This window comes from Paraburkholderia franconis, from assembly GCF_009362735.1.
Classification (GTDB): domain Bacteria; phylum Pseudomonadota; class Gammaproteobacteria; order Burkholderiales; family Burkholderiaceae; genus Paraburkholderia; species Paraburkholderia franconis.
Genome location: NZ_WHNP01000002.1, coordinates 83,465 through 104,723, shown reverse-complemented (window position 1 = coordinate 104,723; position 21,259 = coordinate 83,465). Strand labels below are relative to the sequence as shown.

The following is a 21,259-nucleotide window of genomic DNA, read 5'->3' as shown; positions in this document are numbered from 1 at the left end:
CGTGACTCAATCGAACCGGGTGTCAGGCGAGCGGCCCTCATGCGGATGCCGGCACGCCGCGCTGACGCATGCCGCCCGCGCGGCTTGCATCGAACGGCTCGGTGTCGCTCGTGTCCTGAAGCGCGTCGTGCTGCGCAGCGGATGCAAACGGCGCGGGCCGCGTCGGCTGTCCCGTTGGCCCTGGCGTTGGACGTCTTGCGCCGATGGGCGTCCTCGATGCCTGCGGCGGCACGACGGGCTCGACGCGCGAGCGCGCTTTCGCGTCCAGCTCGCGATGCAGCCGGCAATAGGTGGCGACCGTCAGGCCGAGCGCGATGCCGAATACGAGGCCGGAGAAACGCGGGCCGAGCGGATTGCCGCCGATCGACGTCGCGGGCAGCGCGGCCAGCTGCAGGATCGCGCGGCCGAACACGGGCAAGAGCGGCGCACCGGGCGAGCGCGCGCGCCATCGCCGGTAGGCAAGCGAGCAATGCCAGAGCACGAAGACCACCGCGACGGGCAGCGCGATGCCGAACAGAATTCCGCCCGCGAACAGCTGATAGATCCAGAAGTTGTGGCCCGCCGCCCACTCGTGGATCGCGTAGAAATCCTTTTTGGTGATCTGTCCGGCGAGATCAGGCAGATACTGCGGCGAATAGCGATAGTAGTGGCCGTAGCCTTCGCCGAGCAGCAGCGTCTGCGTCGACGACGTGACCTGGTCGAACTGGTCCTTGATTTCGGCAAGACGCGTGATCGTCGTCGGGTCCTTGCCGGTTTCGGTGTTCGCGGCGGCGTCGAAGCGCTGCGTCCAGTGCTTGCTGACGGACGGAAAGCTCCATACGGCGGCAGCGGACATCGAGCCGATCACGACGCTCACGATGAACACGCGCACGGCCGAGTTCAGCAGATGGCGCGCCGATGGCGCGCTCATCCACGCGGCTAGCAGAAACAGCATCACCGTGCCCACCAGCAGGCTGCGCGTGACGCTCAACAGCTCGATGAGCACGGTGGCGAGAAACGTCGCCAGCATGAACGGCGAAAAGCGCCGCGCGAGCACGAACTCGTGCAGCAGCACGCCCTGCAATGCGAGCAGCGTCACGGAGACGATGCGATAGCGCACTTCGGCGATTGCACCGAGTCCGCCGCTCGTCGCAATGCCGAAGATCAGCGTGAAGATCAGAGCGACCAGGTTCGCCCAGAACAGCGCCTTTTCCATCTGTCCGATGCGGTCTTCGTGCCATGGATGGCAAGCCATCTCGTAGCCGAGCAGAAACAGCAGGAAGGGCAGGATGACACGCATATAGTTGCCGAAATCGTTGCCCTGCACCAATTGCGAGATCAGGCTGCACGGCACGCTCAATACGAGGCAGAACGTGACGAAGCTGCGCAGCGGGGACGAATGCTTGAAGCGCGGCGCGATGAACATCAGCGCGACGGCAGCCGCGAGGACGGGGAGGACGAGCAGCACCTGGGCGGCGTGACCCGAATCTGCGTCGGGAGCCTTGTAGTCGAGCGCGAGCGGAAAGATGCACATCCAGATCCACAACGTAGCGTACTTGTTGCGCATCGACGATTCTCCCTCTCCCGGTGGGGTGTGCGGTGCGTTCATCGTGGCAGGGCGACGCGCGCCACTGTTCAGTCTGAATATAAATGGCCGGCTTCCGCTCAAGTCCGCGCGAGGCGTATTTCGCCTGGGTTCTGGCGGGGTCGACCGATGCGGCCGGATACCGTTCGTCAGACGGTTTAGCATGTCTAACGACGCTGTCCGAGAACGACGGCAACTTGGCGCACGGGTGCATGCAGTAGCAAGCAACATGACTGGAATACTGTGCCAGCAGTACCCGCCGATTGTGGCCATGCATGGGCCGGAACAAGGCGGGCGTATCTCCGCATGGCGGCTCGTGAACAACGACCAACGACGTCGAAGGGGTACAGCATGAAGCTATTCGGCAGCGCGGAATCGATGGTGCGGGGCAGGTCCGTCGAACTCGACTTCGTGCGCGGTATCGCGATCCTCGCCGTGATGGGCTTTCACTTCCACACCGTCAACACGGGCAGCACGCTGATCTCGATCATCGAGTATCCGCTGAAGAATTTCGGCCGCGAAGGCGTGAACCTGTTCTTCACGCTGAGCGGGTTCCTCGTCGGCGGACTGTTGCTGCGGCAATACGCGGAGAAGGGACACGTCGACGCGCGCCGCTTCATCGTGCGCCGGATGTTCAAGATCTGGCCCGCGTATTACGTGCTGATCCTCTTTCACGCAATCGTCGGACGTCACCCGCTGGATTCGTTCCTGTGGCAGAACCTGACCCACCTGCAGAACTACTTCGGCACGTCGATTTCGCAGACGTGGAGCCTCGCCGTCGAAGAACACTTCTATCTTTTCCTGCCCGCCGTATTGCTGCTGTTCGCGCGCTGGCAGATGCGCGCCCGCTCGATCATCGGCGTGCTCGGAGGAATCTGCGTGATCGTGCTGATCGCGCGTTGCATCGAAGTGGCGAGAGGGGGCGTGGACCCCGCGTTTTTCTATACGCAGTACCGGATCGATAGCCTGCTCTATGGCGTGATCCTCGCCGCGATCTACTGGATGAAGCCGGACGTGTATCAGCGTCTTGCGAAAAAGACGGGCCTGCTGCTCGCTGTCGTCGCCGTGCTGATCGCGTGGCTCGCGTTCGCGACGAAGCACATTCCGCTCGACGAGAGCATCGGCTACACGATTCAGGCGCTCGGCTTTTGCGCGTTCATCGTGCTGATGCTCGAGCACTCGGCCAAGGTGCGCACGTCGTTTGCGTATCGCGCGATTGCGTGGCTCGGCATCTACTCATACGGTATCTATCTGTGGCACTCGCTCGCACTCGCGCCCGGCGACATGGTGATCCACAAGGCGACGGCGCTCGGCTTGCCGCCGGTTGTCGTGTGGGCGCTCGCGCTGACCGCGCAGGCGGCCGTCGCCATCATCGCGGGCTACGCGATGACGCGCGCCGTCGAGTATCCGTTCCTGCGGCTGCGCAATGCGCTGTTTCCGGCCAAGCGCAATGCGTCGGTGCGCGAAGAAATGCCCGTCGGCGGGCAGCTGTCCTGATGCGCTGATGCTGCGGATGCCCGCGCAGCGATGACTGCCCGTGACGCATGCACATCAAGGACGCCACGCGAACGCGCCGCGTGACGTCGGCGCGAATGTCGCCGTTGCTCGAGAGAGGCGCTCGAGAGAAGCGGGGCTCACGCGCGCGTCGCCACGGCTTCGGTGATCGCTTGACGCAACGTTTCCTTGAATTGCCCGAGCGTGTTGCGCGCGAGCAGATGATCGAGTGGCCGCCGATGCGGTTCTCCGCTGCGCCACTTCGCGGCGACTTCATCGAGTGCGTGCTTGATCGATTGCGCGGACAGATCGTCGAGGCAAGGCCCCAGTTGCCCGCCTCGGCAGAACCAGCCGATCAGCCCCTCGCTCGTCGCGATGACGGGCTTGTCGAAGCGGTATGCCTGAACCAGCACGCCGCTCATCCCGTAGTGGCCCTTGTAGCCGAGCCATACGACGTCGCAGGCGGAGAACAGGTCGCGCTCCGTCTCGTTCGAAATGAAGCGGTCGAGAATCACGGGCGCCGGCTTGAGGATGGGAATGAACGCGCGCATGAAGCCGCGAATGTCCGGGTCCTGTTCGCCTGCGAGCAGCAAGGTGGGCGCGTCCGTGATGCCCGCGAGCGCTTCCGCGAGTTCGCAGATGCCCTTGCGCTCGCTGATCGAGCCGTAGACGAGCAGATAGCGGCCGTCGGGATCGAGCCCGAGACGCTCGCGCGCGACGAGCGGGTCTTCGGCTTTCGCATCGGGGAACGGATCGGCGACGTACTCGACCTTCGCGCCATGTTTCGGCTTCGCGCGGCCGACCCACTCGGCCAGCGTCGGATCGATCGACAGCAGCGTGCGCAGCCCTTTCGTATGCACGGCACGGCGAAACAGCAGCGACTTCAGCATATTGACGAGCGGCCGCCCCGGCGTGCGCACGCCGACCTTGCGATGGTGAAACGTCGCGCGCATCGTAATGGCGATCCACGGCGTCCTGCCGAACGGCGTGCCGAGCAGCGGCAGCGCATGAAAGAAGTAGTCGACGTAAGGCACGACGACGAGGCGCACGCGCTCGACACGTTTGACGGAGTCGTATGCGAGCTTGAAATAGGCATGAAAGCGCGCGTAGCTAACGCGCTTCAGGCCGCGGCTCTGACGCTGGCTTTCCGCATCGACGAACGCGATCTGCAAATCCTCGCGGTTCGCGGCCATGATCTCGCGCGCGAGCCGGTGGTCCTCGTTCGAATTCTCCGTCACGACGAGGCATGGATAGCCCGCTTCGAGACAGGTCTGCGCGATCCATTCGACGTAGCGCCAGCGATGCCCCGTGAAATTCGGCTCGATGATGACGACGTAGCCGAGCCTGGCGGCATCGGCGATGGGAGCTTCGACGGGCACGAGGTGAGTTGCGCGTTCCATGGTGATCCTGACGAGCAGTATTGGGTGCACCTTAGCATCACGCTTTCGGCGCGAACCGACAATTTGGCCATATCTTTGGCGAGAACGGACAGCCAGCGTTGCGCGTTGCCGATTCTGACTGACAGATGGCGTCCGCGTGCGAGTGTGGCGAGTTACCTTGAAGAACGATGTGTTTGCGCCGGCGGGTCGCGTCGTGTCTGCGCGTGACGCGAGACATGACGCAGCGCTTTGACACCGTGCTTTCTCATGACGGTGCGCTGCATTGACGGAACAAGGAGAAGAAGATTGCGGACGATGAGGCTACCGGCGTTTTCGTTCAGAGCGAGCCTGGGTTCGAGCGCGGCGACGTGGGTATTGCTGCAGCAGGTGTTGATGCGCGGGCTCGTGGCCATCAAGTTTCTCGCGATTGGCCGCATTCTCGGGCCGGAGGCGATCGGCAGCGTGAGCGTCGCGCTGCTTGCCGTCGCGATTGCGGAGGCGCTGTCCGATACGGGCCTGTCGCAGGCTGTGATACAGGGGCAGGCCGCGCCGACACGCGATGAACTGGGCGCCGTCTGGACCACGCTCGCATCGCGTGGCGTGCTGATCGGCGCGGCGCTCGTCGCGCTTGCGCCGCTCATGAACAGCCAGTTTCATCTGGGCGGCGCGCTGCTGCTGTTGCAGCTTGCGGCGCTGTTGCCGCTGCTGCGCGGCGTCGCGTCGCCGGCGTATTACGTCGTGCAGCGCGACCGGCGCTTCCAGCATGTCGCGCTCGTCGAGATATCGGCCGCGTTCGTCGATTGCTGCTTCGGGCTGGCGCTTGCGCTGGCGGGTGCGGGCGCCTATTCGGTGCTGCTCGGCATGATCGTCGGCGAATCGCTGAAAACGGCGCTTACATGGATCACGATGAATCCGCGTCCGCCCATTCGCCTGCGCTGGTCGGGCATCGGCCATTACATCGGATTCAGCCGCTGGATCTGGGCGGGCAGCGTCGTCAATCTCGTGCTGAACCAGTTCGACAAGGTAGTGGTCGGCAAACTGTTGGGGCCGGCGCAACTGGGCGCGTATCAGATGTCGTCGCGGCTCGCACAGATGCTGCTCGCCGATGCCGCGATCGCGATGTCGCAGTACCTGTTTCCTACCTTCGCGGCGCGCCATCGCGCCGATCCGAAGGTCGCCGCGCGGCTTTTCAGGCGCTATATTGGTTTGATCGCACTGGGGCTCGTCGTCGTCGTGATCGTGCTGCGGTTTGCGGCGCACCTGCTCTTTTCGCTGATTCTCGGACCCGCGTGGCTGCCTGCCGTGCCGCTCTTCAAGATCTTTGTGATCAACATGGCGATCGGCGCGCTGATCGCGGTGCTGGTCTCATATCTGCGCGCGGTCGGCGACGCGAAGGCGACCACGCAGGCGTCGGTGATTCAGGTCATCGTGCTGCTCGCCTGCGTGCCGCCCGCGACGCACTACTGGGGCGTCACGGGCATTGCGTGGGCCATGACGCTCGGACTGAGTTGCGCGGCGACGTGGATGGCGTATCGGACGGCAAGGGTGCTTTGATGCGGATTCTTCATCTCGTGCTTGAGCCGCGCCTGTCGGGCGCGGAGGTGCTCGCGAAGGATCTCGCGATCTTTCAGCAGCGCGAGGGGAGCGTGGTCGGCGTGACCTCGCTGTTGCCCGAGCACGCGGATTTCGCGCCGCTCACGCGCGAGCTGGCAAGTCACGGCGTCGAGTGTGTGTTTCCTTGCAGGCGTTCGACACTGCCCGGCAAGCTCGTCTTTCTGGCCCGCATGCTGCGGCATTTCAGGCCCGATGTCACATTCGCTCACGCGACGATTCCCGCTTTCTATGCACGCGCGCTGCCGACCAAAGTGCCCGTGATCTACGTGATGCATTCGGCCGTCAACGATTTCGAGCGGGCGCTCTTTCGCTACGTCGAACGGATATTGTCGTCGCGGGCGAGGGCGGTGATCGGCGTATCGCCGGCCAATCTGCATGACTATACGAACAGTGTTCGCGCGCACCCGTCGTTGACGTTGATCCCGAACGGCGTCGACACGACGCGCTTCGCATTCGACGATCGCCCGCGCGACGGCGATGCGCCGCTGCAGATCGTGCAGATCGGACGATACACGTCGGTGAAGAACCAGTTGCAGACGGTGCACGCGTTTCATGAAGTCGCGGCGCAGGTGAAGGATGTGCGGCTGCAACTGTACGGCGTCGTCGAGGACCCGGCTTATCTGGCCGCGGTTCAGGATCTGGTGAAGAAGCTCGCGCTCGAAGAGCGCGTGAGTGTGGAGGGGCCGCACACGGACGTGTGCGGCGTGCTTCGGGCGTCGAATGTGTTCGCGATGCCGTCGCGTTCCGAGGGGCACAGCATTGCGTTTCTGGAGGCGCTGGCTTCTGGGATTCCCGTCGTCGCCAGCACCATCATGCCGTTCCAGTTCGCGAAGACGCTGCCGTGCGTGCAACTGGTCGATACCGACGATACAGCCGCTTATGCCGCCGCGCTGCTCGGCGCGCTCGCGCAACCTCGGGCGCAGCGGACGCTCGTCGGGCTGACGCTGCAGGATACGGCCGAGCGGTATCTCGATGTCGCGAGGAAGGTGGCGGCGCGGGTTTGAGCACCGTTGCGCGCCGGGTCGCGTTGCAGCGGCGCCGCGATAGCGTTAGTGACGCGCCGGCGTTCTCGTCAAAGCACTTCAGTCGAAGCACTCAGCATGTGTTGTGGTGACAGGCCGGTAATATCGCCCGAGCGCGGCGTCTCGAGATCGATCACGCCGATTGCACGGTAGCGGGTTTCGATCAGGCCGGCTTGGCGGAAGCGGCGCAAGGCTGTCGAGACTGCCTCGCGAGTGACGTTCAATGCCTCGGCGATATCGCCCTGTCGCAAGGCAAGTGGTTGTCCGGGTCCGGCCCGTTCGGCTTCCGCGACGATGGCCGTTCCGTCGTCCGCATCGCGGGCGGCAGCGGCCTCGCGCCGATCATGGCCATGCTCGCAGACCTGAGCGCGCGCCCGGCCGCTCCCGATACGACACTGTTCTTCTGTGCTCGCAGTCAGCGCGACCTCTACTGTCACGACGATCTGGAGCGTCTGCGTCGTGCGTGGCCCGGTACAGGACGCCTGTTGCGGCTTCCCGTCCCGATGCTGATTTACTTCGGCGCCGGCACTGCGGCAGCGATGATGTACGGGTTCAAGGGCATCGTGACTTTCTTGCGGCATGCGGGATTATCGCTGCAATTTATGGTTGCGCGGCTTCGGTGCTGGGCGTCTGTTGCTCGACGCTGCGGGAAAGGTGCTGATGTTGCAGGACTTTCAGCGTGCCTGTCGGGACGCACGTTGAACCGTTGATGGTGCAATTGTTCTGCCAATACATCAAAACGACAGCGCGCTCGCGAGTTGACTGGTCTCTTGGTGCTCTCGTATTGCCGGCGCTTCACGGTATCGCTTTATCGGTGCGAACACCACCCAGGCTGAACATGATGTATCCCCCTTTAGTACTTTATTTGGAGGCTTCGATAGTGACCATATCCGCTGGTCTGCCTAGCATCAGTTAGGTGCCGCGCCAATCGAGACGTTCCACAGCATTGGCCCAGTTTCAACTCATTACCTTTCGCGACCGCGAACGAAGACCCGCTAAAGTAACTGAATCATGCAGATTTGCGTAATGACCTGGCGCGTTGATTGTCAACCAGCTACGGATGTTTCTGTTCTCGAGCAGCGCGGTCACATAGCTGAGTGAGACTGCCAGATGCAAGTGTTCCACGCCATAGCGCTCTTCCACGTCAGTCACCTTCGACTGAAGCGATGCAATTTCGCGCTCAAGACGGTCAATCTGTTCGTGTGCCGCCTCGTCTTCGCCGTCGTGCGAAGCTGGCGGATATAGCAGTTGCTCCGACGGTGTGGCCAGTTTGATAGCTCGCGCAAAGGCCGAGCTGAAGTTATCCTGGCTGCACATCAGTTCCGCCGCCTCAAGCTGACGCAACGGCCTCATGGACTTCAATATTTCGTAGGTTGCGGCCGGGCAATTTTTGTCTGCAAGAAGTGCGGCCACATCATGACCGATGCCTGTGAGCAATTTGACTTTCGCCTTGACGGTCCGCTCATTAACTCCGAGTACGGCTGCAATGCGCTCTTGAGAAACTCCACGCCTGACCGCCTGCGCGATCATTCGTGCGTCCTGCCCGGCGGTCAGGCGATTTACATGCCGGTTATAGGTGTACGTCTCGTCTGCGGTCGCAAAAAGGCAAATCGCGCTTTCCTTGCCAAGACGACGGAGTGCCTCTAGCCTCAGGCGGCCGTCCAGCACCACGTAGTTGCCTTCGGTATCGCGCTCCTGAATGACAACAAGCGGTTCGACAAGACCCAGTGTGGCCACCGATGCGAGTACCTGCAGAAATTTCTTGCAGTGAGTGGCGCTCGCAACAAGTGGACGATGGGGGCGCAGGACCTCGACAGGAAGCTCGACCGTTTGCCTTTCAAACGCAGCCCGGACGGCTCTGGGTAGCGAATCGTCATGCGGGTTCATGGCTATTCACTCCGTTGATACGGTCGGCGAGCACGCGTGGCATGCTCGCAAGGTTCTCCCGACGCATGAGGTCGACAAATTCCGGGTTTCGCAGTAGTTCTCGTAATGACGAGACCACCAACGAGAGCTGGGCGTGCACCATATCGGCCTTCTTAATCAAAAGATGTTGTCGTTCGCTTTCGCGGACGTAAATCTTGCGTAGCGTTTCTGAGTTGAGCGCGCCTCTTGCAGTAACCGGACGGGTTCGTGACTTTTGACATCCACGGTTCTTCAGTCTTTGATCGATGATGCGACGGACGACTGCGAGTTGTCGGGCCTTCAGGGTTCCGTCTGCGTACGCATCTGCCAGTGCGAGCTGGAGTTCTGTATCTGTTGACCGTGCAATCGAGATAGCGAGCCCGACGGGCAATGTGCCGCGTTCGACTGCCCCGACGAGGCGTTCTTCGCCTTGCCCTAGCAGGGTGAGCAGACTCTGCAGATACGATAGCGAGAGCCCCACTTTGGCTGCCACTTCATCGAGCGGTTGTCCACTCTTCACCAAACCGTCGACATCACGTAAAAGTTCGACCGGAGCGTGATTGCGTCGCGCGACATTCTCGACGAGGCTCATTTCAAGGCAGCCACGTTCGTCGGTTTCGACCACCCGTGCTGGAATGGTGGAATGACCGAGCATGCGCACCGCTTCAATTCGGCCCTGGCCGCAGACAAGGTCATACGATACTTCCCCGTCGGGTCCATTGTGTGGACTGACGGTAATCGGCCGTTTCAGCCCGACTGAAGCTATGCTTTCGACGATTGCCCGGTGCTGCCTCTTTCCGCGTCCGCGTGGATTGATTACCCGGATGCGGTCGAGCGGAATATCAACGATACTCGTTGTCGTCAGGGAATTCATGGAGCGCCTCAATTGTTGTACGTGCACAAAGCGTCAGAAGAGCGGAGAGGTCTTGCATCCTGAACCCGTCTACGCCGGGCACACGGGAGTGGCAGAGGGTTGTCTCGAATCTGTCTTCGAGAACACCCTCTGGCAGCAGGTAAAAGCATTCGAGAGACAACCTGGGACGGGGAAAATACCCAACCAGAACCAAGTCGGCGGGATAGCGCTGGGATTTCGTGGCAACTGCGTACGGTTGTAAAGTACTTTCCTTGTGACCCAGGGTGACCGAAACCTTTATTCTGAGCTCATGGTTGATACAGAGCATCGAGAGCTTTGCGTTGTGTTCGACGTGGTGTCCTGATTGCTCCAACTGTCCAATCAGGCCGGACACCTGTTGCGCCATCGTTTCTTTTGCCAGGATTCGATGGTCCACGTATGCGATATCGAAAGCGGGAAAATACCCGACGTTACGATAGAGTGTCTCGAGCGACGCAATCCGGTGCCGCGCTCTTGATTTCCCCGGTATATCCAGTCGATTCTTGATTGCGCACACTGACAAGTGCCCTGTCTCGTGCAGAAGCCGGGATATGCTGGCGAGGAGTTCCGGCGTGTCGACTTCGGACTGGTACCGCCTCAGGCGAGTTTGGGCAGCGTTGAATATCTGCGGGTCTACTATCGACTCAAATGCTCCATCAGCCCGGAGCCAATGTGACGGAGGATTTCGTACATATGTGCCGTGCAGCTTTTGTGAGCAACGGTTCCAGACCATGTTGCCAACGTATTTTTCGTTTCGAAGCAACTCGTGAATGGTGGCATTCGACCAGGGACGGCCATAGGCGTTATACAGGCCGAATGCATTGAGTCTCGCGGCAATCCGGTAAATCCCGAGTTTGTCGTCCACGTACCAATGGAAAATCTCTCGAACCAGTGCGACTTCGTTCGGAGGACCGGGGACGAGTACAACGTGGTCGGTCTGGATGCTCTTGTGTTCTGCAAAGCGCAGACAACCTTTAGGCTGGCGATTCGCGTCGACAAGCATGCGACGTAGCCCGTAACCCGGGGGCGAGCCCTGCCAGAACCCGTGTTCGACGTGTCTTGACTGTCCCAGGAAGACCTTTTCCGATAGTTCCCGGCTGAATTCGCCGGCCATCGCGCGTTTGATAGTCTTGATGATGTTCGACGTGGGTGAACCGTCGTTCGCGAAAGGCTCGGCACAATAGATCACCTTGACCCCTGCCTGGCGGCAGAGGTACTCATGGTATGCGCTCTCATCGACGTCCTGAAATCGCCCCCATCGGCTGATGTCGTAGACGAGGACTGCATCGAAGGGCCTGGTTCGGTCGAGCACGTCCTTCAGCAATTTCATCAGCGCTGGGCGATTTCGAAGGGTGACGCCCGAGCGGCCGTCATCCTCGTAGGTTTCGACGATGTCGATGTCATGGTCGCGTGCATACGCCGCAATCGCGGTTTTCTGATTCTCGGGCGAATATTGCTGATGGTCGGTCGACATGCGTACGTACTGCGCAGCGCGCAGGCGGACGCCGACATCGGCCACGGCTGTGGACGCGTGCATTGGGGAATGGGGGAGGCTGGGATATTTATTGATACGCCGCTATAAGGCGAAGTCAAGGCGCGGAATCTTGATAATGTTGCGTCAATGAACACGTACTATCAGTAGACTAGAATGTCTAGGTAGCTAAATTCGGTGTATGCGTGATGAGCACACCACTTAATCTCGACCTGCGAGGAAGAGCGGAGCTGTTGACTTACCTCGTCATTTCACAATTGCTGGCTAAGGCGATTACGGATGAATGGCTGTCGCCGCAACACACCGTCGAGTCGACGAGACTATGGCTTTTGAAGAATGGTGGTGGAGCGGACCTACTGCAGAGAATCAGACTGTCCGGCTATGCTCTCGACCTCGCGAAGCGTGTTGCCGAAAGCACGTCAGAAGTTTTAGACTGGGATACAGTCACCACGCTGATAACTGAGAATCTGCGGGTCGATTTTCGCGTTGCAATGGCCCGGGAGATTTACCAGACATGTCTCAACCACCTGGTCAATATCGGGTGGATATCGTGACCATGCTTCTGTCGGCACGTGTTGGTCTTGGCACGCCAACCAGGCTGCGGGCCAGGTCAAGCAGAATACTTTCATCTGGGAATCGAAACTTCTCGAGAATCCTCTCTCGTCCCTTACCAACGAATATCGCCAACTCTCTACCCGGCGGCAGGCTGCCTCGTGGGAAGACGTGACGTCGACGAGCGAAGCGAATGCAGCGTCGAGTCGTATTACCGCAAGAAGATGAGGGGACGAGCGAAGCGGCCAGCGCACTTTCCAACGCGGACTTCGACAATCGTAGTGACGCACGAGCCTCACTACAAACCTGATGCTCAATTCGTTATCGACAGTTATGGTGTCACCATCGGCTGAAAACGTCAGCGAGTGTCCTCTGATTCGAAGTTCACCTGCAATACACCGGACCCGTGCGTTAAGTGCTGACCGCGTCGCCCGAAACGCTTCCGAAGACATTCCATGACAGCCCGGCTCATAGCCGATGCGTGAGTAGGCGTTGAGAATGCTGCCGAATCGCCGGGCGTACGTCTGCCCAGCAGGTAGTGTCCATTCTCGGTCGATTACCCTTTGGGTAACCTTGCCGGTCGATTGCACAAAACCCTCAAGGCTTGCCAGTAGTTCTTCGTCGCTTTGGAACCTCGTGCGCCGACGGCGTATGTCCCGAGCGGCTTTAAACAGCGATGGGTCAACGACCGCTTCGAATGCATTTGGCGAGCGAACCCATTCGGTCTCCGGATTTCGCTTCCACCTCGCGTTGAGTTTGGTAGAGGTGCGACCATAGATGTTCGGCCGTGCAAAGTCACTCCGCTCTTTCCGGCGTCCTCGTACGTTGCAACTACTACGATGTTCTGACGGGCGGCAAACTCTGAGATGGCGAGCTTCTGATTTTCGGGGGAATACTTCTGATAGTCGGTCGACATGCGGATGTACTGTGCCGCATGACATATGCTTGATGACGGGGAATACTGTGACACCCTGGACATTGTTGCCCCAGATGGAAGTGACGCTGCTTTATTGAGAGGTTGTTGGCAGTCCAAGTCACGAGGTGCTGACGCAAGTCATCAAAAATTCACGATGCGAGAGCGAACAACTCTATCTTACGGAGCGACGAACATGAGCAACGTTAGGGACGTGGGTATCAAAGCACTTGTGTTTGACGTCTTCGGAACAGTCGTCGACTGGAGAAGTGGCGTCGCGCGGGAGGTTGCCACGTTCATCGCTTCGCAGAAACTGACGGTCAACCCGTTTGAGTTCGCCGATGCATGGCGACGGGAATATGTGCCAGCTATGGCGGAAGTGCGAGTCGGCAACAGAGGATTTGCGCGACTTGATGTGCTACACCGGGAGAACCTCGACAAGGCGCTAACGGCATTGGGCATAGACCCTCGATCTATACCGGCGGCGTCGCTCGACGAACTCAACCTCGCCTGGCACAAGCTCGACCCATGGCCTGATGCGGTGCGCGGGCTTACGCGGCTGAAGGAGCGATTCATCATTGCGCCGTTGTCGAACGGTAACATCAGGCTGATGCTGGATATAGCCAAGCGCGCTGGTATCCCTTGGGACGCCATCCTCGGCGCAGAGGTTGTACGCACATACAAGCCTGCTCCTTCTGTTTACCTCGATACGGCGGAACTGCTTGCGATTGAACCGGCGGAACTGTGCATGGTGGCTGCCCACAACGATGACTTGAAAGCCGCGAAGGCGTGCGGGCTGAAAACGGCGTTTGTTTCGCGTCCGCGTGAGCACGGTGAAGGGCAAACCAAAGACCTGTTTGCAGAAGGCCAGTGGGATTTTGTCGCGAGTTCGTTCATCGAGCTCGCGGACATGATGCTGGGAGTTGGTCAGAGCAAGCGGCAATAGGTTTGCTGCTTCATCAGCAAGCTACCCGCGGCGCTGTCACCATTGACTCGAAGAGTGGAGGTGAAGAAGGGACATCGCATCTTCGCTACCGAAATTCGCCCAGTTTGGTTATTGCGACTCAAGAGCGTCGAGGCGAGCTTGTGCTGTTTCGTCCGGGTGCATGCAGCGATAGGCGTCGAATAGCTCCGAGCACAGTTGTGCGAGCGTCGCGAGATTCACAGCCTGGTCCGGGTGCTCGACCTCTCCTGCGTTGAGTATGTCGTCAAGGACGGGAGCAAGACGGCGCAGTCGCCGGAAGGTCTCAACATCTAATTTCATATCACCTCCTGTGGCCGAGCGATAGAGTGCCCCTGAACTGAGGGAATCTACGGGACCGACGTCTACCGCCAGATTGCCGAGCAGATTGGCCATGTCACGGCGATGTCGATTGCCGTGACGACCCCGTCATTTGGCATCCGCGTACCTGACGTCGTCTGGATGCCGCCGGACAAGTGGGAAGGGTTTGACCGGGAAGCCCCTGTCCCGTTTGTGCCAGACCTGTGTGTCGAGGTGCTCCTTGACCGCAAGATGCCGCAAGACATTGGTCCCAGAGTCAGGGCTTACCTGGCGGGCGGCGCCCGTGAGGTCATTGTCGTGAGCCAGCGCGGAGAACTGCAATTCTGGGGAGCGAATGGACCGCTGCAAGCCTCGGCATTCGGGATAGCGCTCTCGCTCGAGCGAATGTACTTCGAAGAGTTGGCGCCGTCTTTCACCGCTAATTCTTGGCGGGAAATCTAACTCCGGTTGGTCTGCCTTCTAACAGTACTCACATCTGCGCGTGCGAGCTAATTGGTCTCCCGCGCCGCAGGGAGTGCTGCCGTCGGCTCCTGCCTGTCCCCGGCGGGCGGAAACACGTGCCAGGTGCCATCACCGTGCCGAAAGAAAAACACGCGCACACCGGCAGATGATGACGTCTCGACGCACACATAACGTGTCCGGCCCCAGCGTGTACGACCGAACTCGGTGACATGAACAAGTGCAGTGGGAGCCGGCGCAAGCCATTTTTCCACCTGATAGCGAAGCGACTTCATGTTCGAATTCTTCATGTCCTACTCTGATAGGTCAGGGCGCGACGCGTTTGATATCTTGCTGTGCCGATTCAATTTGCTCGGTTAGGACAACTTATTGCATAACCTGAAATGGTGCCGCGCGCTGAGAGTAAGAGGAACCCGCTCAAATTATGAGCGGGACCTGCCCGGAACTTCTGAATTCTATGGCCGACATTCACCAGCCTATTTTTTGGTCAACGATTTCGGCTTGCTCAGCGGACCTCGGTTGGAGCCTCAAGCGCGGCCGTGACGTCGCCTTCAGCAATCTGCGCCGCCTGTTTCGTCGCCTCCCGGGCAGTTTCAAATGTCGCACTGGCCGTTTCGATAGCGGACTTCCATGCGGACAAGGCGGCCTCGCTTCCAGCAGGCGCGTTCTTCGTGAGGTTTTCAAGGAACGCTTGCCAGTCGTGCTGGTAACGTTTGAACTGCTTGTCGAGAGTCTCTGTGAAATCGGCCAGGGTGCCCGACTCGATTTCATACACGTCCCGCCAGTACGACTGCGCTTTTTCTACTGCAGGTTGCGCCTGACCTGCCTGCAGTTCAAACAATTCCCGCGGGTCTTTGGTCGATAAGGTCCTGTCTGCGATTTCCTGAATTCTGACGATGGTTGATTTGAATACCTGCAGATTCAGACTAGCGAGTTTTTCAATGCTCGCGAAAGCTTTGTTCAGAACGTCAAACATAGCTTCGAGACCTGCTTTCTGCGCGGCGAAGGATTGCTTGAGGTCGGGGGTGCTCATCACAAACTCCATAAGGGTGCGAACATTCCAGCGGGCCGTTGAACGGAACGCGAAATCGCGGGTAGGAATCGTTGTTGCAACGCAGCGAATTGATTCTAGAGGCAGGTGCGAAATTGTCAATCGCCCTGTTGCACTCGACCGTTAACATGGAAGGTGCCAACCAGCGCCGTGGCCTTGCAGGCGTTGAGTGGGGCAGCAGTCATCTGGGGAAATCCCTGATGCAGGCAGTGGTCCATGTGGCGCCTAATGGCCTTTTATGCGGGCGTGTGCAAATGCAGCATGAATTTCAGATGCCTAACTCCGGCCCGTGCCGGTCGCATCAGATACGTGTCCCCGAGGTGAAGCAGCAGTCGTCGTTTATCAAACCGGTCATCGATTCCCGCATCTACATTCGTTGTGGACAGGTTCGACGCTGATGCCTCGGGCTCAGCGATGACGATAAGTGACCAAGGTGCTGGCCGTCCTCGCCGAAAAGATGGACGTGTTGGACGACATGCTGCATGGCGTCGATTACGCGGCGTTCCGCGTCCAGGCTTGGCAACTACTACTAGCGGTAGCGAATCACGTGCTCGGCCAGGACGACGGCAAGAAGCGCTTCGCTGACACGGTGCTTGCCGCAAGCAAGGCATTGGCATTGTGCTGCACGCTCGACGAAGCGCTGGCTTATCGCGACGAGTTGGCTTTCCTGCAAGCCGTGAAGGCGGCGTTAATCAAGCATGATGGCGCTGACAAGGCGTTGACGGACGAGCAGAAAGAACACGCGCTACATATATGCGAATTACCGAGAACGGGGGCGGCTGCAACAATTATCTAGGCAGCCGTCGTCCCATTAGTCGCGTTCGGATGTGCGTTCACGCCGGACAGGTCAAACCCCTCACAAATCAACCGCTCGATGGCTTCCATCAGGATGCGGTCACAAGTTCCCGACGGCTGCCCTTCAGGCACCTATCGAGGACCCGAACAACCGCTCGGGCCATGACATTGACGACAAGGACCAGGTGGCGTCGACCATACAGGTGCCGGAGAAGCTCAGGGACGACAGGCAGGCCGTGCTCGGTGAAAAACAACACCGAGAAAAGGGCAACGAAGGCTAACCAGCGAATGCAGCGGTCCAAGTCATGGTAAAGGGGCGAATGCCGTGTTGCTTGCGCTGGACACCATCGCACACCGACAATTACGCTCTTCAAGTTGATGCGAACGAACCATGGGAATGACCCTCGATGATGTCAGAACGTGCCTTGAGTCAATGGCCGACGCGCTGGAGCTCCAGGTCTGTCAGAGTGAACAGACGGGTCGCGTCGTGTGCTGGTTCCGTGACCGCGTCACGACCGACGGCCGGGAGACCCGTGTAATCCGTGTGGAGTCGCCTGGCTCGCGCCTGTTCCTGAAGCGCGCTGCCAGTGAGAATCACGAGGGCAACGCTGCGTCGAACGATGCGCCATTCGACGGTGGCCCGGCTGACCTCAGGGGCATCGTCGAGCATCAGGTTCAACTCGTCAGGCGACACGTCCTCAACGAAGCATAGACTGCGCGCCAGGCGCTATCGCGGCGGGTTCCGCGCACCGGAGCTTGCGAGCGGAATGGCACCCATGTCCCATGAGGTCGACAGGGTGCGATTCGGTACCGTCCCTGCCGTTCGTGCAGCTTCTGGCACTGATGGCGGCGGTCAGGCGGCGCGTCGGCGATTACGGAAATCGACCCGCACGACACCGGACGCGCCGTCTTGCCGTGCGCCGGCTTCGCCGCTCGCCTGCACCGGTACCGCGACCGCCGGCGACTGTGTCGGGGCGGGCGCCGTGGTACGGTCCGCCTCGACGGCCGGGGTGGCGGGCGGGGAAGGCGGGGCTTCGGTGGCGTCCTGCGCGCTGAGCACATCGTCATCCATGAAGTGCACATAGCAGCCGAGCATTGCATCGGAGAGGTGCCCGGTCAGTTTCCTGAGCAGGTGCGTGCTGCGCAGCCGGCGCGCGTGACGGGTCGTGCCCGTGTGACGGGTGTCATGGAAAACAAAATCGTCCAGCCCGGCGCGCTCGCACGCGCGGTACGGTGCGCAGCACGCGCCGTCCGTCCGGGTCCCTGACCAGCACGAACGCCGGCAGTCCCGCCGGCTCGCAGTAGCGGTTGATGCGCGACAGTTCCTGCTTGATGCCGTCCTTGCCGATGCTGTAGAGCTTCGACTCGAACAGCATGCGGGCGACCGACGTTTTCGCCGGCCCGCCGAGATGCGGCGCGTGCGCCCGCTCGAGGTCCGCCTCGAGGCGGGCGGCCCATGCCTTCGCCTCGGCGTAGGTCGGGAAGTTCTTCTTCTGGTTGCGGCCGTTGACGGTGACGATCGCCTGCCAGGCGGCGCGATGGCGGTAGATGCTCGCCATGGTCAGCTCCTCGGGGTGGAGTGAAGACGCACGGCACGCGAGGTGACGCGAAAGGGGGCTCGCGCGGATTCGCACGGGCCGACAGGGGTGTCAAAAGACGGGACAGGGTGCTGCATGGACTGCTCCTTGGGGTGGCCAGAGCAACCGTTTAGAACGACCTATGCGTGGTCGTCTCCCCTTTCATGGCGCGTGGAGGCGCAGTGGGCCGCAGTCAGGCGCACTTGAGTGTGCCTCCCGCGCTGCCTCCCGTAGCCGTTGCGCGCGCAAACAAAAAGGGCTTGCGTCTGCAAGCCCTTGATTTCCCGCTGGTAATCTTTGGTAGGCCGTACTGGATTCGAACCAGTGACCAACGGATTAAAAGTCCGCTGCTCTACCAGCTGAGCTAACGACCCAAAAGAGAAGGAAAATTATATCGGCGAAGAGAGGAGCTGTCAAGAATACGCCGAGCAAATCGGCCGCCGACGGGCAGCCCGAAAAGCAGAAGCTCAAAAAAGGAATCTATGGTCAGCCTGACTTTTGCAAGCGAGTCGGTGTTGACGTAAATTGGGCATGCGCAAATCTATCCGGCGTCGTGATGAGAACGCGTTCCCCGCGCCATGATGAGAGCCGCGCCGGGCAAACCTCATAAAAGCCGCAGCATCGGAGCGCTGGTGTTTTTTTCAGGTTGCTTGCCCGGCCGTTGAGCCGTTTATGTCTTCACGTATTTCGCGTCGCAAAACCAGAAGTGACTAGGTAAATCGGACGATATGAGCGACGTGGTGACGTCAGGCTGCTGCTACAGCCTGTTCGCCCTGGTAGTGCGTGCCTTTGGCGAGGATGGCCCAGGCGATCCTCGCCAGTTTATTGGCCAGTGCACAGGCGACCACGTTGGAATGCCGTCGCGTTAGCAGGCCGCGAACCCAGATGCCCAGGCGGTCGGTGCGCCGCTCGATTTGCAGCATGACGGTGCGTGCGCACTGCACCAGCAGTCGTCTCAAATTCTTGTCGCCGCGCTTGCTGATGCCCAGCAGCGTTGGCTTGCCGCCGGTACTGTATTGGCGCGGGACGAGCCCGATAGAGGCCGCGAACTGGCGTGCGCAAGCGAATTGCCGGACATCGCCCAATTCCGTTGCCAGCACGCTGGCCGTGATCGGGCCGATGCCCGGAATCTCCAGCAGGCGCTGGCTACGCTCATCCTCTCGAAGCTGCCGGATCAGTTCGCTCTCGATCTGCCTGACCTGCTCATCCAGGTATTTGAAATGCGCCTGCAGACGCTCAAGCAGCGCGACCAACTGCGGTGGCAGATCATACGCGGCCAGTACACCTGGTAGCCGGCGAATGACCGCCGCCCCCTTGGGCAGACTCACCCCAAACTCCAGTAGAAATGCATGAATCTGATTGACCGTGCCGGTACGGTCGCGTACCAGGGCCTCGCGCACCCGGTGTAGGGCTGAGATCATCTGCTGTGTCTCGTTGTGCGGGCTGACGAACCGCATGCTCGGGCGCGACGCGGCCTCGCAGATCGCTTGCGCATCGGCGAAATCGTTCTTGTTGCCTTGCAGGAAAGGCTTGACGTACTGCGGCGAGATCAGTCTGGCCTGATGTCCCAGTGCCTGGAGCCGGCGCGCGACCCAGTGAGCGCCGGCACAAGCTTCCATCGCCACGGTGCAACTCGGAACATTGCTGAGCAGCGTGAACATCTGCTTGCGCGTGAGCTTCTTGCGCAAAACCGTACGACCCGATGCCGACTGGGCGTGCAGGTGAAAGCAATGCTTGCCAAGATCGATTCCGATCAACGAGATGGTGTCCATGACGATCTCCCGAAAAGGAAACAGCCCGATCAGCGTAAGCCGATCGGGCTGTTTCGGTCAGGCTGACCATCTCATTAAAGCCCGAAACCGCGAAGTCCCGGGCCTTCCAGCGAGAGGCACGCGTACCGGTGATCGAACCTCGACACTGCGTGTTTTACTGCGTCTACATCCAGCAACCGGGCGCCCGGCACAATCCGGACGCCGCGAAATCACTTGATCTGCGAAAGCTTGCTTTGCGCAGACTGCGCGACATCGGACCCGCCGTATTGCGCGACGATCTGCTCGAGCGTTTTTCTGGCGGCGGCCTTCTGCCCTTGTTCGAGCTGATTGTTCGCGATTGCCAGCAAGGCTTCCGGCGCGCGCGGATGCTGCGGATACTTCTGCACGACGCCCTGCCAGACGGTCGTCGAACCCTTGTAGTCGCGCAGCGCGTACAGCGCGTTGCCGAGCCAGTACTGCGCCGTCGGCTGATACGGGCTTTGCGGGTACTTCGCAATAAAGCTGCGGAACGATGTCGCCGCGTTCTTGAAGTCCCCATTGCGGAACTGCTGCGAAGCCGCGTTGAACGCTTCCGTTTCACCGGGCTGCACGGTGCCCTGGACGCCGTCGACCGTCTGTTGCTGCGGCTCGAACTTCTTCAGACGACCGTCGAGGTCGGTGTAGTAGTCCTTCTGCTGCTTCTGCAACGTGGCGAGCTGATTGGCGAGGTCCTCGTTCTGCCCACGCAGCGTCGCGACCTGCTGGTTCAGCTGGTCGAGACGGTTGGATTGATCGAGGATCGTGCGTTGAGCCGCCGACAACTGGCTCGACAGACTATCAGTCTTGCTGCGCAGATCGAGGATCGCCTGGCGAGCCTGATCGTCGTCGAACATGCCTGCGTGAGCGGGCAGGGCCATCGCGGCCGTCCCTGCGACGCAAGCGGCTGCGGCCATGCGCAGCCAGGAGAAACGGTGCGTCATACGGCTTGCCACCTATTACTGTTGATAGACGAGGTCGGCGCGGCGGTTCTGCGCCCACGACGCTTCGTCATGACCCGATGCCACCGGCTTTTCCTTGCCGAGGCTCACGGCTTCCATTTCCGAATCCTGAACGCCCTGCAGCGACAGCGCGCGGCGGACCGCTTCAGCACGCTTCTGGCCGAGTGCCAGGTTGTACTCGCTCGTGCCGCGCTCGTCCGTGTTGCCTTGGATCAGAATGTGACGCTGCGGATGGCTCTTCAGGTACTGCCCGTGTTGCTGCAGCAGCGGCTGGTAGTCGTCCTTGACCGAGTAGCTGTCGAAATCGAAATAGATGCTGCGCTTCGCGAGCGGGCTGTTCGGATCGTTCAACGGATCGACGTTCACCGTCGCGACATCGTTCGGGTTAGGTTGCGCGCCTCCGCCGCCCTTATTGGCGTTCTCGTCGAGCTTGACGCCCGAATGACAGGCAGCCAGCGCCCCGACCATGGTCACGGCAAACGCGATACGAAGTTTGGACATCATGCTTCACTCTCCTTG

General features: G+C 60.4%; 24 protein-coding genes, 1 tRNA gene and 1 pseudogene. 10 read left to right on the top strand and 16 right to left on the bottom strand.

The window, feature by feature from the left end:
- Positions 1–37 precede the first annotated feature (37 nt).
- Positions 38–1,546 (bottom strand): hypothetical protein, encoded by a 1,509-nt coding sequence (locus GCT13_RS02310; protein WP_152755168.1) that lies wholly within the window; start codon positions 1,544–1,546, stop codon positions 38–40.
- A 369-nt stretch (positions 1,547–1,915) separates the two neighbouring features.
- Here GCT13_RS02310 and GCT13_RS02305 point away from each other — a divergent pair, with 369 nt between their 5' ends.
- Entirely contained in the window at positions 1,916–3,061 is a 1,146-nt protein-coding gene (locus GCT13_RS02305; RefSeq protein ID WP_152755167.1) for an acyltransferase family protein, read from the top strand.
- 137 nt (positions 3,062–3,198) lie between these two features.
- On the opposite strand, the gene GCT13_RS02300 is transcribed toward GCT13_RS02305, so the two are convergent.
- The gene (locus GCT13_RS02300; protein ID WP_152755166.1) at positions 3,199–4,458 is read right to left on the bottom strand and encodes a glycosyltransferase; all 1,260 of its coding nucleotides are present in this window, start codon (positions 4,456–4,458) and stop codon (positions 3,199–3,201) included.
- A gap of 285 nt (positions 4,459–4,743) precedes the next feature.
- On the opposite strand from GCT13_RS02300, the gene GCT13_RS02295 reads away from it, so the two are divergent.
- Complete coding sequence (locus GCT13_RS02295; RefSeq protein ID WP_152755165.1) at positions 4,744–5,991, top strand: oligosaccharide flippase family protein; 1,248 nt, start codon at positions 4,744–4,746, stop codon at positions 5,989–5,991.
- On the top strand, positions 5,991–7,055 hold the full coding sequence (locus GCT13_RS02290) for a glycosyltransferase (RefSeq protein ID WP_152755164.1): 1,065 nt from the start codon (positions 5,991–5,993) through the stop codon (positions 7,053–7,055). The genes GCT13_RS02295 and GCT13_RS02290 overlap by 1 nt, the downstream gene beginning before the upstream one ends.
- 68 nt (positions 7,056–7,123) lie before the next feature.
- On the opposite strand, the gene GCT13_RS50460 is transcribed toward GCT13_RS02290, so the two are convergent.
- Positions 7,124–7,510: a helix-turn-helix domain-containing protein gene (locus tag GCT13_RS50460; RefSeq protein ID WP_152755163.1), complete on the bottom strand. Its 387-nt coding sequence runs from the start codon at positions 7,508–7,510 to the stop codon at positions 7,124–7,126.
- On the opposite strand from GCT13_RS50460, the gene GCT13_RS51120 reads away from it, so the two are divergent.
- A complete protein-coding gene (locus GCT13_RS51120; RefSeq protein WP_152755162.1) occupies positions 7,418–7,783 on the top strand; it encodes a hypothetical protein in 366 nt (121 codons plus the stop codon). The genes GCT13_RS50460 and GCT13_RS51120 overlap by 93 nt on opposite strands.
- A gap of 247 nt (positions 7,784–8,030) precedes the next feature.
- Here the strand turns inward: GCT13_RS51120 and GCT13_RS02275 are convergent, their stop codons facing one another.
- Genes GCT13_RS02275 through GCT13_RS02265 form a run of 3 tightly spaced genes read right to left on the bottom strand, consistent with a single transcriptional unit; the run spans position 8,031 to position 11,389 of the window.
- Positions 8,031–8,960 carry a plasmid partitioning protein RepB C-terminal domain-containing protein gene (locus tag GCT13_RS02275; RefSeq protein WP_152755161.1) on the bottom strand — a complete coding sequence of 310 codons (930 nt, stop codon included), beginning with the start codon at positions 8,958–8,960 and terminating at the stop codon, positions 8,031–8,033.
- The gene (locus GCT13_RS02270) at positions 8,947–9,852 is read right to left on the bottom strand and encodes a plasmid partitioning protein RepB C-terminal domain-containing protein (protein WP_152755160.1); all 906 of its coding nucleotides are present in this window, start codon (positions 9,850–9,852) and stop codon (positions 8,947–8,949) included. The genes GCT13_RS02275 and GCT13_RS02270 overlap by 14 nt, the downstream gene beginning before the upstream one ends.
- Positions 9,821–11,389 (bottom strand): recombinase family protein, encoded by a 1,569-nt coding sequence (locus GCT13_RS02265; RefSeq protein WP_321574149.1) that lies wholly within the window; start codon positions 11,387–11,389, stop codon positions 9,821–9,823. Before GCT13_RS02265 ends, GCT13_RS02270 begins: the two co-directional genes overlap by 32 nt.
- Before the next feature lie 161 nt (positions 11,390–11,550).
- On the opposite strand from GCT13_RS02265, the gene GCT13_RS02260 reads away from it, so the two are divergent.
- Positions 11,551–11,916 (top strand): hypothetical protein, encoded by a 366-nt coding sequence (locus GCT13_RS02260; protein WP_152755158.1) that lies wholly within the window; start codon positions 11,551–11,553, stop codon positions 11,914–11,916.
- Between the two features lie 554 nt (positions 11,917–12,470).
- On the opposite strand, the gene GCT13_RS02255 is transcribed toward GCT13_RS02260, so the two are convergent.
- Positions 12,471–12,893 (bottom strand): recombinase family protein, encoded by a 423-nt coding sequence (locus tag GCT13_RS02255; protein ID WP_152755157.1) that lies wholly within the window; start codon positions 12,891–12,893, stop codon positions 12,471–12,473.
- A 130-nt stretch (positions 12,894–13,023) separates the two neighbouring features.
- Between GCT13_RS02255 and GCT13_RS02250 the strand changes: the two genes are divergently transcribed.
- Positions 13,024–13,773 (top strand): haloacid dehalogenase type II, encoded by a 750-nt coding sequence (locus GCT13_RS02250; protein ID WP_152755156.1) that lies wholly within the window; start codon positions 13,024–13,026, stop codon positions 13,771–13,773.
- 108 nt (positions 13,774–13,881) lie between these two features.
- Here the strand turns inward: GCT13_RS02250 and GCT13_RS02245 are convergent, their stop codons facing one another.
- A complete protein-coding gene (locus GCT13_RS02245; protein WP_152755155.1) occupies positions 13,882–14,091 on the bottom strand; it encodes a hypothetical protein in 210 nt (69 codons plus the stop codon).
- 45 nt (positions 14,092–14,136) lie between these two features.
- Between GCT13_RS02245 and GCT13_RS02240 the strand changes: the two genes are divergently transcribed.
- Complete coding sequence (locus tag GCT13_RS02240; protein WP_321574164.1) at positions 14,137–14,550, top strand: Uma2 family endonuclease; 414 nt, start codon at positions 14,137–14,139, stop codon at positions 14,548–14,550.
- 47 nt (positions 14,551–14,597) lie between these two features.
- On the opposite strand, the gene GCT13_RS02235 is transcribed toward GCT13_RS02240, so the two are convergent.
- Together GCT13_RS02235 and GCT13_RS02230 are read right to left on the bottom strand one after the other, a co-directional pair.
- Positions 14,598–14,858, bottom strand: a complete 261-nt coding sequence (locus GCT13_RS02235; RefSeq protein WP_152755153.1) for a hypothetical protein — start codon at positions 14,856–14,858, stop codon at positions 14,598–14,600.
- A gap of 215 nt (positions 14,859–15,073) precedes the next feature.
- Complete coding sequence (locus tag GCT13_RS02230) at positions 15,074–15,601, bottom strand: phasin family protein (RefSeq protein ID WP_152755152.1); 528 nt, start codon at positions 15,599–15,601, stop codon at positions 15,074–15,076.
- Positions 15,602–15,675: 74 nt separating this feature from the next.
- On the opposite strand from GCT13_RS02230, the gene GCT13_RS02225 reads away from it, so the two are divergent.
- The 3 genes and pseudogenes from GCT13_RS02225 (at position 15,676) to GCT13_RS02215 (ending at position 17,126) form a co-directional block, all read left to right on the top strand.
- Positions 15,676–16,017: a hypothetical protein gene (locus tag GCT13_RS02225; RefSeq protein WP_152755151.1), complete on the top strand. Its 342-nt coding sequence runs from the start codon at positions 15,676–15,678 to the stop codon at positions 16,015–16,017.
- 38 nt (positions 16,018–16,055) lie between these two features.
- Positions 16,056–16,367: pseudogene (locus tag GCT13_RS02220) on the top strand (type I restriction enzyme endonuclease domain-containing protein); the annotation flags it as partial.
- A 444-nt stretch (positions 16,368–16,811) separates the two neighbouring features.
- The gene (locus GCT13_RS02215) at positions 16,812–17,126 is read left to right on the top strand and encodes a hypothetical protein (protein ID WP_152755150.1); all 315 of its coding nucleotides are present in this window, start codon (positions 16,812–16,814) and stop codon (positions 17,124–17,126) included.
- A 141-nt stretch (positions 17,127–17,267) separates the two neighbouring features.
- On the opposite strand, the gene GCT13_RS48120 is transcribed toward GCT13_RS02215, so the two are convergent.
- The 6 genes from GCT13_RS48120 to pal all read right to left on the bottom strand — a co-directional run bounded on the left by GCT13_RS48120 (position 17,268) and on the right by pal (position 21,244).
- A complete protein-coding gene (locus GCT13_RS48120) occupies positions 17,268–17,486 on the bottom strand; it encodes a hypothetical protein (RefSeq protein WP_193727558.1) in 219 nt (72 codons plus the stop codon).
- A gap of 112 nt (positions 17,487–17,598) precedes the next feature.
- A complete protein-coding gene (locus tag GCT13_RS02205) occupies positions 17,599–17,973 on the bottom strand; it encodes a hypothetical protein (RefSeq protein ID WP_152755149.1) in 375 nt (124 codons plus the stop codon).
- 316 nt (positions 17,974–18,289) lie between these two features.
- A tRNA-Lys gene (locus GCT13_RS02200) sits at positions 18,290–18,365 on the bottom strand.
- A 372-nt stretch (positions 18,366–18,737) separates the two neighbouring features.
- Entirely contained in the window at positions 18,738–19,763 is a 1,026-nt protein-coding gene (locus GCT13_RS02195; protein ID WP_152755148.1) for an IS110 family RNA-guided transposase, read from the bottom strand.
- Between the two features lie 209 nt (positions 19,764–19,972).
- Positions 19,973–20,722 (bottom strand): tol-pal system protein YbgF, encoded by a 750-nt coding sequence (gene ybgF, locus GCT13_RS02190; RefSeq protein ID WP_152755147.1) that lies wholly within the window; start codon positions 20,720–20,722, stop codon positions 19,973–19,975.
- 15 nt (positions 20,723–20,737) lie between these two features.
- Positions 20,738–21,244 carry a peptidoglycan-associated lipoprotein Pal gene (gene pal, locus GCT13_RS02185; RefSeq protein ID WP_152755146.1) on the bottom strand — a complete coding sequence of 169 codons (507 nt, stop codon included), beginning with the start codon at positions 21,242–21,244 and terminating at the stop codon, positions 20,738–20,740.
- Positions 21,245–21,259 lie beyond the last annotated feature (15 nt).